Source organism: Erysipelatoclostridium sp. An173 (assembly GCF_963931465.1).
GTDB classification, from domain to species: domain Bacteria; phylum Bacillota_I; class Bacilli_A; order Erysipelotrichales; family Coprobacillaceae; genus Thomasclavelia; species Thomasclavelia merdavium.
Window position 1 is genome coordinate 38,664 of sequence record NZ_OZ007017.1, and the last position, 17,601, is coordinate 56,264.

The following is a 17,601-nucleotide window of genomic DNA, read 5'->3' on the forward strand; positions in this document are numbered from 1 at the left end:
ATAGTGAGAAGATATTTAAAAAGAAACAAATGGCATTTTTTTCTAGCTGGTTTTATCTGTTTATTAAGTGCACTAGCAACATTGTTTCTTGCTTATGTAATGAAATATATTATGGATGTTGCAATTAGTAAAGATTTAAAATTATTTTATCGTGCGATTATATTATCGTTGTTGTTGATTATTATTTATGTTTTATTAGTTTATTTAAAGGGTATTGTTAATGCGGTATTTTTAAAAAAAGTAATGGTTATGTTACGAAGTGATTATTTTAAAGCATTAATGAATCGTAATATTTTTGATAACAGTAATCCATCAAAATATATTTCAGTATTTAATAATGATATTAGTTTATTAGAAAAAAATTATTTAGAAAATTTATTATTAATTATTAGTGATTTATTTTTGATAGTTATCTGTACCATAGGTTTATTTTTAACTAACTTTAAATTAGCTTTAATAGTAGTTTTAATAAATATATTATCAATAATTATACCCGTTATATTTTCAAAACAATTATCTTTAAAACAAGAAAAATATACCAAAGTATTAAATGAGTTAAACATTAAATTTAAAGATTACTTAATGGGTTTTGAATTAATAAAAGCTAATAATGTAATAAATAAAATAAAAACAATTTTTAATACCAAAGAAATAGAACATGAAAATAGTAAACAGAAAGTACGTTATGAAGAAGCCAAAATTAATGCTTTATCATCATTATCATCAATTGGAACTAATATAATTACAATTTTACTTTGTATATATTTTGTAATTACCGGTAGAATAACAATTGGTACTGTGGTTGCAATCAATAACCTGGTTAATAACATTACCAATCCTCTTAATCGCCTTTTTGTAGAAATAGCAACAGTAAAAGGAACTAGAATAGTTGAACAAAAAATAATTAGTTTTATCGATTTACATCATTGCTGCAACAATGATATAAATTACAAAGAACCGATTAATAAAATCCAATTAGAAAAAGTCAGTTTTAAATATTCAAATAAATTAATTTTAAATCAAATAGATTATTGCTTTAAAAAAGGCAAAAAATATATTTTAGTAGGTAATAGTGGTTGTGGTAAGACAACATTATTAAAATTAATATTAATGTATTTTAATAATTATGAAGGGGAAATTTTATATAATAATAAAAATGCCAAAGATATTGACCCAACTAGTATATTTGACCAAATTGCTTTTATCAATCAAGAAACATTTATCTTTAATGATACTTTAAAAAATAATATATGTTTATTTCAAGATTATGATAGTAAACAAATAAATGAGATTATAAATAAAACAGGACTTAACCAGTTAGTTGCTTCATTACCAGAAGGTTTAAATAGTAAAATCAAAGAAAACGGTGCTAATCTATCAGGAGGACAAAAGCAAAAAATAGCTATTGCTAGAGCATTGTTAAAACAAAAAGAAATTATATTTATTGATGAGGGCACATCCAATTTAGATAATCTTAGTGCTTATGAAATTGAAAAGATAATATTAGATAGTAAAGCGATGATAATAAGTATCACCCATCATTTAAAAAAGGAATTATTAGAAAAATATGATGAAATATTAGTATTAGATCAAGGGAAAATTATTGAAAGTGGTAGTTATAATGAATTAATAGCTAATCAGCAATTATTTTATCAATTGTTATGTAAGCAATAGTTAAATAGTAGAAGACTAAAAAAGGGACTTCAGTGTCCCTTTGATTTTATAGACGATTTAATTTATCACGATCAATTAAACTTGCGGCATCTTGATCACAAATAACTGTAAAATTAGGATGAAGTTTTAAGATCGTTGCGGGAACATCTTGATTAATTGGTTCTTCTAAAAAGCGTTTGAATATTTCAGCTTTTTCTTTTCCATTAACAATCATAACTAGATGTTTAACACGCATTAAACTTTTAGGTCCCATCGTTAAAGTATGTGGTTGGGTAGGACGGTCGGCATAGCCAGGATTGACAGCTTGTTTATCAGTAAATTTAATTTTATAAGTATAACTGTCAAATGGTGTACAGCGAGGACAATTACCGCAAAAATGGCCGTCATAACCAAGACCGATAACCATAACATCAATACCACCAGCATTGCGAATTTGATTGTCATAATCTTGCCAATTATCATTATTCATAATATGAACTCTTTCATCAGGAATATTGGCTGGCTGGAAAAATAACTCTTGCATATCATTCCAGTTAGGACCATGGATTTTATCAATATAAGGATTTTCATCAAATAAGTAATATTCAACATCCTTAAATTTTTCTTGATCTTTAACATAAGGAATCATCATATCATACATAGTTTTTGGCGAACGCCCAGAAGTCAATGAAATATTTACTCTTTTATCTTGCATCATTGCTCCTAGTAAAATAAACATCGCACTTTCGCTCATTTTTTGTTCATTTTCTTCAATAATTAGTTTCATTACGATTTCTCCTTGTCTTTAATCATCAAGCAGTTTTAATAAATCAAGTGGCTGGTTAAAAATAAGACATGATGAATCAGTTTCAAATTCTTTAGTACAACCCCATTTAGCTAAACCAAAATCAACATGAGCATTTTTACATGTTTGATAATCAGAATAAGTATCACCAATATAGATAGCATCTTCATTTTTAATATTTAATCTTTTTAGACATTCTAGAATTGGTTCAGGATCAGGTTTGTGTTTAGTAGTATCTTCTTCTAAAACCGCAGTTTCAATATATTTTCCTAATCCTTTAGAAAGAAAATCAATTTCATATTGTTTTTTCTTTTTAGATGAAGCCATAGCTTGAATAATTTTACCATCAAAAGCTTCAAATACTTCTTTAAAACCATCATATAAAGTAGCCCCATCTTCATATTCATTAATATATTTTACCCAACGGGCATAAGTTTCTTCAGGATTTTTTACCTGTAATTCTTCCATTACTTTCATACCTGGATAAGAGGCGAATTTTAAGACTTGTTCAAAAGACCAATCTTCCCCAGTTTCTTCTTTGATGATTTTTAATAATGGAATCATATTCATTTTTAATGTGTCTAAGACTGTCCCATCTAAATCATAAATTATTGCTTTGTATTTTTTCATAATCGTTCTCCTTTAATATAATTATACTGGAGTTTTAACTTAAAACAAGCTTGTAAACTAAATTACTTGGCTATTGATGGGTCATAATTGATACTTTGTAATAATTTTTTACATGTATCAATAAAGTCTTCTTTATCCATACCTTTTACAATTGCTTCACTAGCTAATAACTCTAGTTCATTAACTAATTTTTCCTGGTGTTCATATGAATTATCAATTGTTGGCTGTACCTTAGCGCCATGACGACGATCAATACAAATATAACCTTCTTGTTTTAATAAAGAATAAGCTTTATTAACAGTCATATTATTAACTTGTAATTCTTTTGCAAGAGTACGTACAGTAGGTAATGCTTCACCATATTTAAATTGGCCGCTGGCAATTCCTTTAACGATTTCATTTCTAAGTTGTAAATAAATCGGGGTATCACTTGTATAATTTAACTCAATAATCATTATTAATCACTCCTTTAATTTCTTGATAAATCTGTTTAGTATTTTTAATATCATCATCATTAATTATATATGTTAAATCATCAGTATATAAAATAATGTAACAGTCATGAAAATTAGCTTTATAAACTTTACAGTCACCATATTTATCATAAGTACAATAACCAGTAGTATAAACGATAGCATCACTACCATTAGTTCGTATACCGTCACCTAAATCATCGGTTAATTCAACTTTATTAATATTATCTAAATTAATTTTAGCATCGTATAAAGGACTATCGACAACGATAACATTATTTTCAATAGCAACATCAACTAATTGATTAGTATAGTCCAGGTAAAAAGGATAACCAAATAATATAATAAGTAAACCAATAACAAAAACCCAGATGCCAACAACAAAATATTTATAACTTGTTTTAGCGGTGTTAAAAACCATTTGTGTACCACAATAAACAAATGTCTTAGGATCAGCTTTATTATAATAGTATGGACCTAAAAATCCGATTTTCCAGCAAGAATCATCGTCAATTGTATATTCTTTTTGATTTTCACTAGCTAAAATTTCTTGTTTCTTTCTTTGATAGTCTTTAGTATGATTAATAATTAAAATCATATTAATCATCATTAAAATAATTACAATAGCCACTATAATAAAAGGTAATTTATTTAATAAATAAAACTGAATTGCAAAATTAAATAAAGCATCAATCAATATTAATGAAAAAAAGCAATGAGATACATAATCTATTCTTAAGCTGTTGATAGTAATATTAATTTTGGTATCATCACAATATGTTTTATTAGGTAATCTTTTTATAAGGATAATACCAATGATTAAAATAATAAACTGTAATACTAAATATAAATAGCTAGTGATATTAGCTTTAAAATAAATCATGCCAGCTAGACAAATTATATCAACGATTAAAACAATTAAATATCTTTTATAATTAAAAGGTTGTTTTTCCATATGTGCTAACATTGCTAAATCAACTTTTACAGTTTTAGTACTTTGACTAGGCCAGTTATAATCTTTTTTGATTTTTAATAATTGGTTTCGATATTTTTTAAATGGCAAATTAAATAAATAAATGTTAATCCAGATAATGATCAAAAAATATAAAATATCAACAAAATCAGGAAGAATTATCATTGGTAAATAAGTAAGAAAAGAAAGAAATAGTATTTTAGTTGTTTCTTGTTTAAAATTATGTTCTATTTCTTTGACTTCGCTAAGGTTATAAGCATATGCTGGGATATTCACTAATAATAACCGTCCGTCTTGATAACTGGCTGTTTTTTTAGTACTGTAATAAAATGCAATATTTACAATAGCAACAGTTGATAACATAATAATAAAAAATAACATTGTATATCACCTCTATTTGTATTATAACAAATAATACAAATAATGAAAATGATACTAAATAAAAATTTTAATAACTATTTTTATAAAATAATGATAGTGATATAATTTGATTGATAAAATCTTGGGAAATGGGGAAAAGTTATGAAGTGTAAACAATGCGGGACTGTTAATAAGGATCAGGCGCAATTTTGTAGTAATTGTGGTGCAAAATTAGATCCTAGTTCTAAAAATAAAAAAATATATATAGCGATAATTGCTGTGATCGTTGTTGTGGCAATTGTTGTTGGATCAATTTTTATTTTTGGATCATCTAGTACCGAAAAACAGTATAATGAATTAATGGATCAAGCCCAGCGCTATGTTGAAGAAAAAGAATACCATCAAGCTGAGGAAACTTATTTAGAAGCAATCGATATTGAACCTAAAAAAGCAGATGCTTATGTAGAGTTAGCTGATGTTTATGTAACAACTGATCAAGTAGAAAAAGCAGTTGAATTATTAGAAGAAGCTAAAGATGTAGTATATGAAGATGAACGTGAAATAATTGAAGATAAAGAAGAAGAGATTTCTAATCAGGTTTCCATTGATCACTATATTAAATTTTTAAAAGCTGTTCATGATAACCCTGAGGATTATATTGATGAACAAGGTGGTATTAATGGTGACATTGATGAAGCAATGTTTGAAGAAAATGAATTTGGAATTGGTGATATTGACCAGGATGGTGTTGATGAAATTATTATTAATTATACAACGACCTCAATGGCAGGAATGCACAGTGAAATCTGGAAATATGATGATGAAAGTCAAGAATTTGAAATGTTGCCGATTTTAGGAGCAGACACTGAATTTTATAAAAATGGCTATGCCAAAACACCATTTAGCCATAATCAATCAGCAGGAATGACGATCAGGCCTTATATTATTTATAAATATGATCAAAATAAATATGAGATGCTTGGTGAAGCTTATTGTTATGATGAAGCTTATGGCTATAACTTGGCAGATGACGTTGATAATGATGGGGTAGTTTATTATTTTGATTTACAAGATGAACAAACACGGCCTTTAACTTTAGAAGAATATAATCAGTTAGTCGATAAGTATTTTCCTGAAGATGAATTAATAGATTTAAATATGCAAAAGTTTACGATTGAAAATATTGAAGATTTAGCTTAAGGAATGAAAATAAATGTTTAAAGCACAACAAATTAAAGATTTAAATGACACTGAATTACAAGTGTTTGAATATATTATGAATAATAGTTTAATTATTCCCTTTCTTACAATTAGAGAGTTAGCCAGCGTTGCTCAGGTTTCGACAACAACAATTCTTAGATTCGTTAAAAAGATGGGATATGATAGCTATAATGATTTTAAATATGCTTATAAAATGTCAATGCAAGATGAAAAGCATTTTGAACGTGATTATGATTTTAGTGAAGTTATTGATTGTTTAAAAAAATTTGATTCCGATTTTTATCATGATAAATTTAATGAGGCTATGGCTTTAATTGGTAATAGTGAAAATATTATTTTTCTTGGAGTAGGTAATTCAGGAGCAGTATGTCACTATGGAGCAAGACGATTTACTAGTTCTGGTAAATTTGCAATTGCTATCAATGATCCATATTTGAAAATGTCAGCAATAAGTGAAAATAGTTTGTTAATTGTTTTATCAGTATCGGGTGAAACACCAGAAATAATTGATATGGTTACTTCTAGTAAACAAGGAAGTTGTAAAATTGTTGCTATTACAACTTCTCAAAGCAGTACATTAGCTAAGTTAGCTGATTTAACTATTCCATATTATATTAAAAAAATAGGAACAGAGATATTTGATTTGACTACGCAAATACCAGTTATTGCAATCATTGAAAATCTTACAACAATGTGTTTTCATAAATAAAACACATTGTTTTTTTTATGTAACTAAAATCAAGTTATGAATACAGTTGCCAATTGGCTTAAAAGTATTTATATTAAATTTCCTTTGTTTATAATATTAAGTGTCGATAAAAATAGCGCTTACAAATTAAACGTTTAGCTAAACTAATTATGGGAGGAAAAAATTATGGAGAAAATGCAAGCATTCATGGAACGTGCCTTTGTTCCAATTGCAGCAAAAATTAACGCTCAACGACATGTAGCTGCAGTTCGTGATGCTTTTACATTATCATTCCCACTTACAATGGCGGGGTCAATGGTATTGTTAATAAACAACGTATTCTTAGATCCTAATGGGTTTATTGCAAGTTTATTACATTTAGGGGATTTAATTCCTAACTTAACAGATTATCAAGCTATTTTAAATTCTGTTGTTAATGGTACTACTAATATTTTAGCAGTATTAATTGCATTTTTAACAGCTTATCAATTAGCTGAAGAGATGAAAGGTGATAAAGTATTATGTGGTATTACTGCTTTATCAGCATATTTCATTTTATATCCTGCTTCTAGAGAATTTGTTGATGGAAGTGGTTCTGGTTTAACTACAACATATTTAGGAGCACAAGGATTATTCGTTGCTTTATTTGTTGGTTTATTTGTGGCTGAAATTTTAACTAGATTAGGACGTAATTCAAAGTTAAGAATTTCAATGCCAGAAATGGTACCACCAGCAGTATCTAAATCATTTAACTTATTAATTCCAATTATGATCGTATTAGCATTAGTTGGATTAATTAACTTTATTTTCAGTAATATCACAGCAGATGGTATTCAAGTATTAATTTATAATGCTATTCAAGCACCAATGACTTCTCTTGGAAGTTCTATGGGTACAATTTTAGTATTTGTAGTGGTACAACAATTCTTATGGGTATTAGGTATTCATGGTCCTAACACTTTAAATGCTTTAAGATCAGTTATCTTTACAGAACAACAAAATATGAACTTAGTATATGTAGCAGCAAATGGTACTGCTTGGGGTGCACCTTATCCTGTAAACTGGGGATCTATTAATGATGCTTTTGGTAACACAGGTGGTTCTGGGGCAACTTTAGGTTTAATCATTGCTATGTTTATTGCTGGTCGTAAAAATAAAGCTCAGTTCCAAATCGCTAAAATGTCTTTAGCACCAGGTTTATTTAACATTAATGAACCAATTATCTTTGGTTTCCCGCTTGTTATGAACCCAATGTATATTGTGCCATTTATTTTAGCACCGGTTGTATGTAATATTATTGGATGGCTTTGTGTAGCGGTCTTTGAAATAATTCCACCAGTAGCTTACAGTGTTGCTTGGACAACACCAGGTTTCTTGATTCCGTTTTTAGGATCTGGAGCAACTAGTATCTTATCATTAGTTATTGGATTTCTTTTAGTTGGTGTAAGTACATTAATTTATTTACCATTTGTAATGGCAAGTACAAGAGCTGCTGTTAAAGCAGAAGCAGCAGGTGAAGCTAATGCGTAAGGATTTTTTATGGGGCGGTGCAGTTGCCGCCCATCAAGTTGAAGGTGGCTGGAACGAAGGCGGTAAGGGTCCTAATGTTTCAGATATGATGACCGTAGGTGGCGTTGGTAAAGAACGTCGAATTACTAAAACAATTATTGATGGTGAATATTATCCTAATCATGAAGCAGTAGATTTTTATCATCGTTATAAAGAAGATATTGCTTTATTTAAAGAAATGGGATTTAAATGTTTTAGAACATCAATCTCTTGGGCTAGAATCTTTCCTGAAGGGGATGAAGTTACTCCAAATGAAGCTGGGTTACAATTTTATGATGATATGTTTGATGAATTATTGAAAAATGGAATTGAGCCAGTAATTACTTTAAGCCATTTTGAAATGCCATATGGTTTAGTAGAAAAATATGGTGGATGGCGTAATCGTAAATTAATTGATTTATTCGCTAATTTTGCAAGAGTATGTTTTGAAAGATATCAAAATAAAGTAAAATATTGGATGACTTTCAATGAAATTAATAATCAAGCTAATTATAAAGCTGATGTTGCTGTTTTTACTAATTCAGGAATTCTTTTTGAAGAAGGTGAAGATCGCGAACAAATTGTTTATCAAGCATCTCATTATGAATTAGTTGCTAGTGCAAAAGCAGTAAAAATCGCTCATGAAATCAATCCATCAATGCAAGTAGGATGTATGATGGCCATGACACCAATTTATCCTTATTCATGCAATCCTGATGATATGTTAAAAGCGGTAGGAGCTAATCATAAACGTTTCTGGTATGTTGATGTTCATGCTCGTGGTAAATATCCAGGATATATGAAAACATTCTTCAAACGTAAAGGATATCAATTAGATATTACTGATGAAGATTTGGATATTTTATCAAAAGGATGTGTTGATTATATTGGATTTAGTTATTACATGTCATTTGCAACTAAGGGTAATGGTGACGAAAATCTTGATTATGATGAATCAAAAGATTTATGCGACAATCCATATATTCAAAAAACAAAATGGGGTTGGCCAATTGATCCTAAAGGATTGAGATATACATTAAACTGGTTATATGACCGTTATCAATTACCACTATTTATTGTTGAAAATGGTTTTGGTGCTGTTGATGAAATGATAGATGGTAAGGTTAATGATGATTATCGTATTGATTATTTACGAAGTCATATTCAAGAAATGAAAAAAGCAGTTGAAATTGACGGAGTTGACCTAATTGGTTATACTGTGTGGGGATGTATCGATTGTGTAAGCTTTTCAACTGGTGAAATGAAAAAACGATACGGATTTATTTATGTAGATAAAGAAAATGATGGTACAGGTACTTTAAATAGAAGTAAAAAAGCATCATTTGACTGGTATAAAAAAGTAATTGAAACAAACGGTGAAGAATTATAATTAAAAGATTCGAGGTAGGCTATGAAAAAAATATTAGAACTAAGGAATAAAGAAGAAAAAAATGAATTAAGTCATATTAGAAGATTTCTTGCTTATGCAATTGACTGGTATTTAGGTGGCGTTGTTGCCTCATTACCAATTATCATCATTTATATGATGTTACATGAAGATGCTACCAGTATACCGCAAAATATCGCTATTTTCGACTATCCATATAATTTTATAGCTGGTAGTTTATCTTTTCTAGTAGCTATTATATATTATGTAGGAGTACCTTGGGTTGTTTTTAAAGGACAGACAGTTGGTAAGAGATTATTGAAGCTTAAAATTGTTAGTAATGACTATCAAGAAGCTAGTACAAAACAAATTATTATTAGACAATTAGTAATGATTATTTTGGTTGAAGGAAGTATTTATAGCTGTAGTAATATGTTACATCAGATTATAAATGCAGCTACTAACTTTAATTTTAGTGGTCTTTATGCTTATATTGGCTTAGTCATTAGTTTGATTTCAGCGCTGTTAGTTTTATTTTTAAAATCAAAACGGGCCTTACATGATTTAGTAACTAATACTAAAGTAGTCTATCTTGATTCAAACCAATATACTGTAGCCGTTCGTAGAATGAAGAAAAAAATGAGAAAAAATCTTAAACTTGCCAATGGATAAACTTCGGTTTATCCATTTTTTGTTGGTTAATCATATTGATTAACCTCTTTGTTTATAATAATATAATAGTTATTATTTTAATTAAAATAATAACAGTAATGTAAATGTTTTATTGATATTAAAAGCTTATTTATAATATTGATTTGTTAAGATATTTTAAAAATAATTATTTAGAAAGAAGGAAAAGTCGTGATAACAATTGAACAAATAAAACAACTAAATGATTTAGAATATGAAATCTATCTTTATTTAATCAATCATAGTGATGTTGTGGTAAAAGCTAAATTAAGCGATATTGCCAAAACATTACATGTTTCTTCTTCGATGATTACAAGAGTATGTAAAAAATTAGGTTTTGAAGGCTTTACGCAATTTAAGGTTCAAATGCGTTATAACCAGGAAAAAGAAGTTCGCCGTCAGGAAAGTGATAGTGAATATTTAATTGATTTTTTTAAGAAAATCGATAATCAAGAATCTAAAGCCTTGCTCCAGCGAGCTGCTGGGATGATGGCTAAAAGTAGTGAAATATTATTTTTTGGGATTGGTTTATCAGGAGCAATTGCTGAATACGGTGCTTACTTATTTAATCGTCGTGGATTTAAAAGTTTTTATGTTGATGATTTTTCACATCGTTTTAATGTATATGATCCTGATACTTGTGTTGTTATTTTGACAGTTAGTGGAGAAACCAAGGAAACAAATAATCAAATTATGTTTATTAAAGAAACTGGAGCTAAAGTTATTGTTATAAGTAATAGTGTTAATACTACTGCCGCAAAACTTGCTGATGAAAACATTTGTTATTATATTCCTTCTAGTAAAGATAGTTATTTTTATTCTACTGCAAGTCAAGTACCAGTTGTGTATATATTAGAGACTTTAATTAAAGAAATTGAAAAAGTTGGAATTAGATAATTAATCGTGTATAAATATTGTATGGTCGTAATTTCTTTGACGAAGCAATTTTTTAGGATGTTATATGATATAATACTTTGATAAAAGGAGCTTATTATGAATCTAGAAGCTGAATTAGAGCAATTATCTTTAGAAATTAAAAATAGTCAAAAATTATTGTTAGCTTTAGGCGATGAAATTCGCCAGCATATTATTTTGATGATGATGAAATCTGGGGACTGTTTAGGAATGCGAGTTGGTGATATTGCTAAAAAGACCCATTTATCAAGAGCAACTGTATCACATCATCTTCAGATTTTAAAAAGAGCTGGTGTTGTTAAAGTCCGCCAGGAAGCTACTAAAAATTATTACTATTTTGATGGTGATATTGATTTATTTGATCAGTTAATTACAATGCTTAACCATGCTAAAGATATTATGCAACAGCTTCCTAAAAGAGATGCGGAGGTATAAATTAATGAATTTATTAGAAGCGATGGAAAAACGTCATTCTGTACGTGTTTATACAGATAAAAAAATTACTAGTGCGATAAAGGATGAATTGTTATCATGTATTGATGAATGCAATCAAGAAGGCGACTTAAATATTCAGTTAATTAGTGATGAACCCAAGGCTTTTGATAGCATGATGGCTCATTATGGAAAATTTAAAAATGTTAAAAATTATATTGCTTTAATTGGTAAAAAAGGACCTGATTTAGATGAAAAATGTGGTTATTATGGTGAAAAGATTGTTTTAAAAGCGCAACAATTAGGTTTAAATACCTGTTGGGTAGCTATGACTTATAAAAAGATTAAAACTGCTTTTAAAATTGGAACTAATGAAAAACTAGTTTTAGTAATTGCTATTGGTTATGGTACTAATCAAGGAGTAGAACACCGCATTAAATCAACAGATCAGGTAGTTGATACAATGCAAAATCAACCAGAATGGTTTATAAATGGTGTTAAAGCAGCATTATTGGCTCCAACAGCAATGAATCAACAAAAATTTGTTTTTTCTCGTCACGACAATCAAGTTGCAATAAAAAAAGGAACAGGATTTTATACTAAGGTTGATTTAGGAATTGTTAAATATCACTTTGAAATCGGTGCTAGTAAAGAAAATTTTAATTGGATAAAAAAATAAGATATTAAGATTCTTTTAATCATAGGTTTTAAACCACGATTAAAAGAATTTTTTTATTTAAAAACTAATATTTAATTGGTTATGATTTGGTAATAATAATAAATTAGCTTTATTATTTTATTAATAAATGGTATACTAGAGCGGATAAGGAGGCTTAGCAAGATGAAAATTCGTCATGCGTCAATGAAAGATTTAGATCCTATCACAGCTGTAGAAGCAGCTTGTTTTCCAGTTGCTGAAGCAGCCACAAAAGCCGATTTTGAAAAACGTTTGCAAGTATATCCTGATCATTTTTGGTTATTAGAAAATGATGATCAGTTAATAGGTTTTATAAATGGTATGGTTACTAATAACAGTACCATTAGCGATATAATGTTTAGCGATGCTTCATTACATGATGAAAATGGAATGTGGCAAGCAATTTTTGGTCTTAATGTTTTACCCGAATATCGAAGACAAGGATTGGCAGCTAAACTAATAGATAAAATAGTAGAACAAGCCCGTCAAGAAGGTCGTAAGGGCTGTATTTTGACGTGTAAAGATAAATTAATTCATTATTATGAAAAATTTGGTTTTAAAAACTGTGGTATTTCACAATCAGTTCATGGTGGCGCTATCTGGTATGATATGCGTTTAGAATTTGGTAAAATTGATATTAATCAGTTGGGGCGTTTTATTAGTTTGATTTTAAGACATAAACCGGAAGTAATTGGAATCAAATTAGATGGACATGGCTGGGCAGATGTTGAAGAATTATTGCTTGGTATTAGAGAAAAGGGATATTTCATCAATCATGAAATATTGCAGGAAATTGTAGCTACGAATAATAAACAACGTTATCATTATAACGAAGATCAAACTAAAATTCGGGCTGCTCAAGGACATTCTATTGCAGTAGATGTTGAATTGGATGAAAAAGTTCCCCCTGATTTATTGTATCATGGAACGGCAATGAAAAATTTATCTGAAATTAAGGCAACTGGTATCAAGAAGATGCGTCGCTTATATGTTCATCTATCTAAAGATGTTGAAACAGCATTTAAAGTAGGTAGTCGCCATGGAATACCGGTAGTTTTAGTTATTGATACTCTTGCAATGCAAAAAGATGGCTATAAGTTTTATTGTTCAAAAAACGGTGTGTGGTTATGTGATGACATTGATTTTAAATATGTAAAAGAAATTATTAAACAAAAGTAATGGTTAAGTCCGTTACTTTTTTTTATAATATAGATAAGAGGTGAGGAAAATGAAACAAGATTTTTTATGGGGAGGCGCATTAGCTGCTAATCAATGTGAAGGAGCTTATAACATTGATGGTAAAGGTTTAAGTATTAGTGATGTAATGTTGCCAGGTAGTAAAGATAAAAGAAGGAAAAAAACTACTAAAGTTGAAAATGATAAATATTATCCAAGTCATGAGGCTATTGATTTTTATCATACTTACAAAGAGGATATCCAGTATTTTAAAGAAATGGGATTTAATTGTTTACGAGTTTCAATTGCCTGGAGTCGGATCTTTCCAAATGGTAATGAAAAAAAACCTAATGAAGCTGGTTTACAATTTTATGATGATTTATTTGATGAGTTACTAAAAAATAATATTGAACCAATAGTAACTTTATCACACTATGAAATGCCATATTATTTAAGTAATTGGTATAATGGTTTTTATAGTCGTAAATGTATTAAATTTTTTGAAAACTTTGCCATAACTTGTTTCAAACGTTACCAACATAAAGTTAAATACTGGCTAACATTTAATGAAATCAATGGTATGTTAACTAATCCTTATACTGGAGGCGGTTTAAACATTGAAAAGGATAATCAATATCTAAAAAAAGTATTAACAGCTTGTCATCATATGTTTGTTGCTAGTGCTAAAGCGGTCATTGCGTGCCATGAAATAATTCCTAAAGCTAAAATTGGTTGTATGATTGCTTATACTGGTAGTTACAGTGAAACATGTCGACCTAAGGATGTGTTGCTTAATCAAAAGTTTATGGATGCAAATATGTTTTTTAGCGATGTTCAAGTACGTGGCTATTATTCAAATAAAGCTGTGTCATGGTTTAATCGTTATGGTATAAAAATTCCAATCAAAGATGAAGATGTTACCATTTTAAAAGAAGGAAAAGTAGATTTCATCGGTTTTAGTTATTATCAAAGTGTTGTACTATCTAGTAATATTTTTTCTAAAATAAAAGCCGGTAATAGTCTTGAAGCCGGTATTAAAAATCCGTTTTTAAAAAGCAGTCGCTGGGATTGGCAAATTGATCCTCAGGGATTAAGAATTGCTTTGAATTATTTGTATGATCGCTACCAGGTACCATTATTTATAGTTGAAAATGGATTAGGTGCGGTTGATAAAGTAAAAGAAGATCATCGTATTCATGATACTTATCGTATTGATTATTTAAAAAAACATGTTTTACAAGCTAAAAAAGCAGTAGAAATAGATGGTGTTGATTTGATGGGCTATACTTGGTGGGGACCAATCGATATTGTTAGTTATTCAACTGGCGAAATGGAAAAACGTTATGGCTTTGTTTATGTTGATAGAGATAATCAAGGTAATGGTACTAACAAACGTTATATTAAAGATTCTTTCTATGTGTATCAGCGAATAATTAAAACTAATGCCCGTTGTTTAAAAGAATTACCTAAATATTCATTAAATACCAAAGTTCGTGATATTTTGAAAATCGATGGATTAAAAGAAACAATTAAAAAATTATCTAATGGTCGAGTTAATGACATTCAGCTTAGAATTGTTGGTCATTTAAAAATTGGGCATTTATTAGATAAACTTGATGTTGATTACAATAATCAATTAATGATTATTGATCTGTTGAATCAAATTGATTAATTATATTAAGCAACTTAAAATAAAAATAAGTTGCTTTTTAGATTTTCTTAATATATTTTTAAGTAATATTAATTAAAAAAGTACGCTATAAATGTTAGAATAACATTTGTGGAGGCGATATAATGTTTGAAAAAATAAAAAATTATCAATATCTTTTTTTCAAAATCTTAAAATTTGAAATATTTTATAAAATTGGAATAATTTTAATAATATCGCCATTTTTCAATAAAATCATTCAAATGTATTTAAATGATCGTTCCTTAGGTGGAGCCTTCAATCAATATATCGTTTTTGATTTTTTAACTATTGAAGGAATATTAATAATATTATTAGTAATGCTAGGAGCTTTAATGACCATTATTTATGAATACAGTGTCATTATTAATATGATAACTTTAAAATCACAAGGAATAGATTTTCGAATTTATGATGTCTTAAAAACCTCAATACTAAATCTAAAATGTTTAAAATATCCTAGTACTTTATTAGCTGGATTATATTTTATATTACTATTACCACTAGTTCATTTAGGATATATTAATTCTTTATTCCCTTCATTTAAAATTCCTAATTTTATATTTGGGGAATTGAAATTAACATTGGTAGGTAATATTTTAATTGTTTTAATTTATTTATTATATTATGGAATTTATCTTTTGTTATTCTTTGTACCAGTAATGATGGTTTTAAAAAAAGAAAGTTTTATCAAAGCATTTAAAGATAACTTAAAAATTCATCGTTCATTACAGTTAAAACAACGAATAACATTAATAGCTTTGATTGTAGGCTGGATTATAATGGAAATGCTTTTAAAACAGCAATTACCTAATGCATTAATAAAAAATGCTGATTTTAATCGCTATTTCTTGAAGAATTTAATTACTTCATCATTATTTAGAAACTATTTAATTCAATATTTAATTTATAGTTTAATTATTGTAGCATTAATAGTTATCTTCTATCAAATAGTCCTAAAGATAGTTAGTAAGCAAGATGAAGAAATTGTCCAAGTGGCTATTGATACAGATTTTAATCAGGCTTTTGATGAAACAGTACTTGAAGCCAAGATCCAAGGTAATATCATTTATCAGTTTTTAGATAAAAATATTTTTAAAAATGAGTTTTATCAAAAACATTGGGGGATCATCAATTTAATATTCTGGGCGGCATTAGTATTAATAATTACTTATATTTCTCCCAATTCGATATACATATTATGTACTATTTTAATTGTAGTTATTGTTATGTATTTTGTAGCCAGTATCATTAATCGCTATGAACAAAAAAATAATAAAACTAAAGCTTCAAAAAGTAATTCTATATTATTTTGGCCTTATCAGGTGATTAGAAACGTTTTGAACCGTTCTAAAATATATAATAAACATCCTAAAATAGTAACATTTACTTTAGTAAGTTTAGCTGTTTTATTAGTTGGCGCTTATTTAGAACCATCAACGATGGTTCATCATCCTTGGGTCATTGGGCATCGAGGAAGTCACTATGGTGTTGAAAATACTTATAGTGCTGTAAAAGGCGCTAGTGACCATAATGCTAATTATGCAGAAATTGATGTTCAGCTTTCAAGTGATGGTATACCGGTAGTGATTCATGATAATGATTTATCTAGATTAGCTAATGAAAGAAAAAAGGTTAGTAATTTAACAGCTAAAGAATTAACGAAATTAACGGTATATCAAGGCAATTATCAAGATAAAATACCAACTCTTGATGGATTGATCGAGAAGATGAAAAAGAATGATATTGATGTTGATTTGTTAATTGAGTTAAAGACTGAAAATAGTGATAGTCAAAAACTTGCAAAAGAAATAATTAAAGTAGTTGAAAAAAATAATTTTGAAGATCGTTCAATTTTTATGTCATTAGATTATGATGCGGTTACTTATTTACAACAAGAGCATCCTGAATGGTGGATTGGTTATTGTATTTATGGTAGTGCTGGGGATTTAGATGAATCATTATGGAATATGGATATTGACTTTCTAGCTATTGAAGAAAATCGAGCTACATTAAGTTTTATTGAAAAAGCTAATAATAACTGGGTACCAGTTTATGTCTGGACCGTTGATACAAGTGATAAAATGCGTCAATATTTAGATATGGGCGTTAGTGGAATTATAACTAATTATCCAGATCGTGGCAAAGCGGCTGTTGATGATTACTTAAAGCACAATTATCAATATTATTATTATAAAGGTGATAGTTATCCTGCTTTTTAATACTAAGTTTAATGACTTAGTATTTTTTTATAACATTTTTGTTA

General features: G+C 28.3%; 16 protein-coding genes. 12 read left to right on the forward strand and 4 right to left on the reverse strand.

What is annotated here, in order from left to right; all coding sequences use genetic code 11:
- Positions 1-3 precede the first annotated feature (3 nt).
- Positions 4-1,674 (forward strand): ABC transporter ATP-binding protein, encoded by a 1,671-nt coding sequence (locus ABGT36_RS00200; protein WP_346676367.1) that lies wholly within the window; start codon positions 4-6, stop codon positions 1,672-1,674.
- 46 nt (positions 1,675-1,720) lie between these two features.
- On the opposite strand, the gene ABGT36_RS00205 is transcribed toward ABGT36_RS00200, so the two are convergent.
- The 4 genes from ABGT36_RS00205 to ABGT36_RS00220 form a co-directional block, all read right to left on the reverse strand.
- Positions 1,721-2,440: a glucosamine-6-phosphate deaminase gene (locus tag ABGT36_RS00205; protein WP_087373613.1), complete on the reverse strand. Its 720-nt coding sequence runs from the start codon at positions 2,438-2,440 to the stop codon at positions 1,721-1,723.
- Between the two features lie 18 nt (positions 2,441-2,458).
- Positions 2,459-3,088, reverse strand: coding sequence for an HAD-IA family hydrolase (locus tag ABGT36_RS00210; RefSeq protein WP_346676368.1), 630 nt, complete (start codon positions 3,086-3,088; stop codon positions 2,459-2,461).
- A gap of 62 nt (positions 3,089-3,150) precedes the next feature.
- The gene (locus ABGT36_RS00215) at positions 3,151-3,543 is read right to left on the reverse strand and encodes a GntR family transcriptional regulator (RefSeq protein ID WP_087373609.1); all 393 of its coding nucleotides are present in this window, start codon (positions 3,541-3,543) and stop codon (positions 3,151-3,153) included.
- On the reverse strand, positions 3,533-4,915 hold the full coding sequence (locus ABGT36_RS00220) for a PH domain-containing protein (RefSeq protein WP_346676369.1): 1,383 nt from the start codon (positions 4,913-4,915) through the stop codon (positions 3,533-3,535). The genes ABGT36_RS00215 and ABGT36_RS00220 overlap by 11 nt, the downstream gene beginning before the upstream one ends.
- 141 nt (positions 4,916-5,056) lie before the next feature.
- Between ABGT36_RS00220 and ABGT36_RS00225 the strand changes: the two genes are divergently transcribed.
- The 11 genes from ABGT36_RS00225 (at position 5,057) to ABGT36_RS00275 (ending at position 17,557) form a co-directional block, all read left to right on the forward strand.
- Entirely contained in the window at positions 5,057-6,094 is a 1,038-nt protein-coding gene (locus ABGT36_RS00225) for a tetratricopeptide repeat protein (protein ID WP_346676370.1), read from the forward strand.
- Positions 6,095-6,107: 13 nt separating this feature from the next.
- A complete protein-coding gene (locus ABGT36_RS00230) occupies positions 6,108-6,824 on the forward strand; it encodes a MurR/RpiR family transcriptional regulator (protein ID WP_346676371.1) in 717 nt (238 codons plus the stop codon).
- 165 nt (positions 6,825-6,989) lie between these two features.
- On the forward strand, positions 6,990-8,333 hold the full coding sequence (locus ABGT36_RS00235; protein WP_346676372.1) for a PTS transporter subunit EIIC: 1,344 nt from the start codon (positions 6,990-6,992) through the stop codon (positions 8,331-8,333).
- On the forward strand, positions 8,326-9,741 hold the full coding sequence (locus ABGT36_RS00240) for a 6-phospho-beta-glucosidase (RefSeq protein WP_300629969.1): 1,416 nt from the start codon (positions 8,326-8,328) through the stop codon (positions 9,739-9,741). Before ABGT36_RS00235 ends, ABGT36_RS00240 begins: the two co-directional genes overlap by 8 nt.
- 21 nt (positions 9,742-9,762) lie before the next feature.
- Positions 9,763-10,410 carry an RDD family protein gene (locus ABGT36_RS00245; RefSeq protein WP_087302439.1) on the forward strand — a complete coding sequence of 216 codons (648 nt, stop codon included), beginning with the start codon at positions 9,763-9,765 and terminating at the stop codon, positions 10,408-10,410.
- A gap of 189 nt (positions 10,411-10,599) precedes the next feature.
- Positions 10,600-11,325 carry a MurR/RpiR family transcriptional regulator gene (locus ABGT36_RS00250; RefSeq protein ID WP_346676373.1) on the forward strand — a complete coding sequence of 242 codons (726 nt, stop codon included), beginning with the start codon at positions 10,600-10,602 and terminating at the stop codon, positions 11,323-11,325.
- Positions 11,326-11,421: 96 nt separating this feature from the next.
- A complete protein-coding gene (locus ABGT36_RS00255) occupies positions 11,422-11,778 on the forward strand; it encodes a winged helix-turn-helix domain-containing protein (protein WP_346676374.1) in 357 nt (118 codons plus the stop codon).
- 4 nt (positions 11,779-11,782) lie between these two features.
- Complete coding sequence (locus ABGT36_RS00260) at positions 11,783-12,454, forward strand: nitroreductase family protein (RefSeq protein WP_087373595.1); 672 nt, start codon at positions 11,783-11,785, stop codon at positions 12,452-12,454.
- Positions 12,455-12,616: 162 nt separating this feature from the next.
- Positions 12,617-13,651: a GNAT family N-acetyltransferase gene (locus ABGT36_RS00265; protein ID WP_296883064.1), complete on the forward strand. Its 1,035-nt coding sequence runs from the start codon at positions 12,617-12,619 to the stop codon at positions 13,649-13,651.
- A 49-nt stretch (positions 13,652-13,700) separates the two neighbouring features.
- Positions 13,701-15,320 (forward strand): family 1 glycosylhydrolase, encoded by a 1,620-nt coding sequence (locus ABGT36_RS00270; protein ID WP_346676375.1) that lies wholly within the window; start codon positions 13,701-13,703, stop codon positions 15,318-15,320.
- A 122-nt stretch (positions 15,321-15,442) separates the two neighbouring features.
- Entirely contained in the window at positions 15,443-17,557 is a 2,115-nt protein-coding gene (locus ABGT36_RS00275; RefSeq protein WP_346676376.1) for a glycerophosphodiester phosphodiesterase family protein, read from the forward strand.
- The last annotated feature ends 44 nt before the right edge of the window (positions 17,558-17,601 follow it).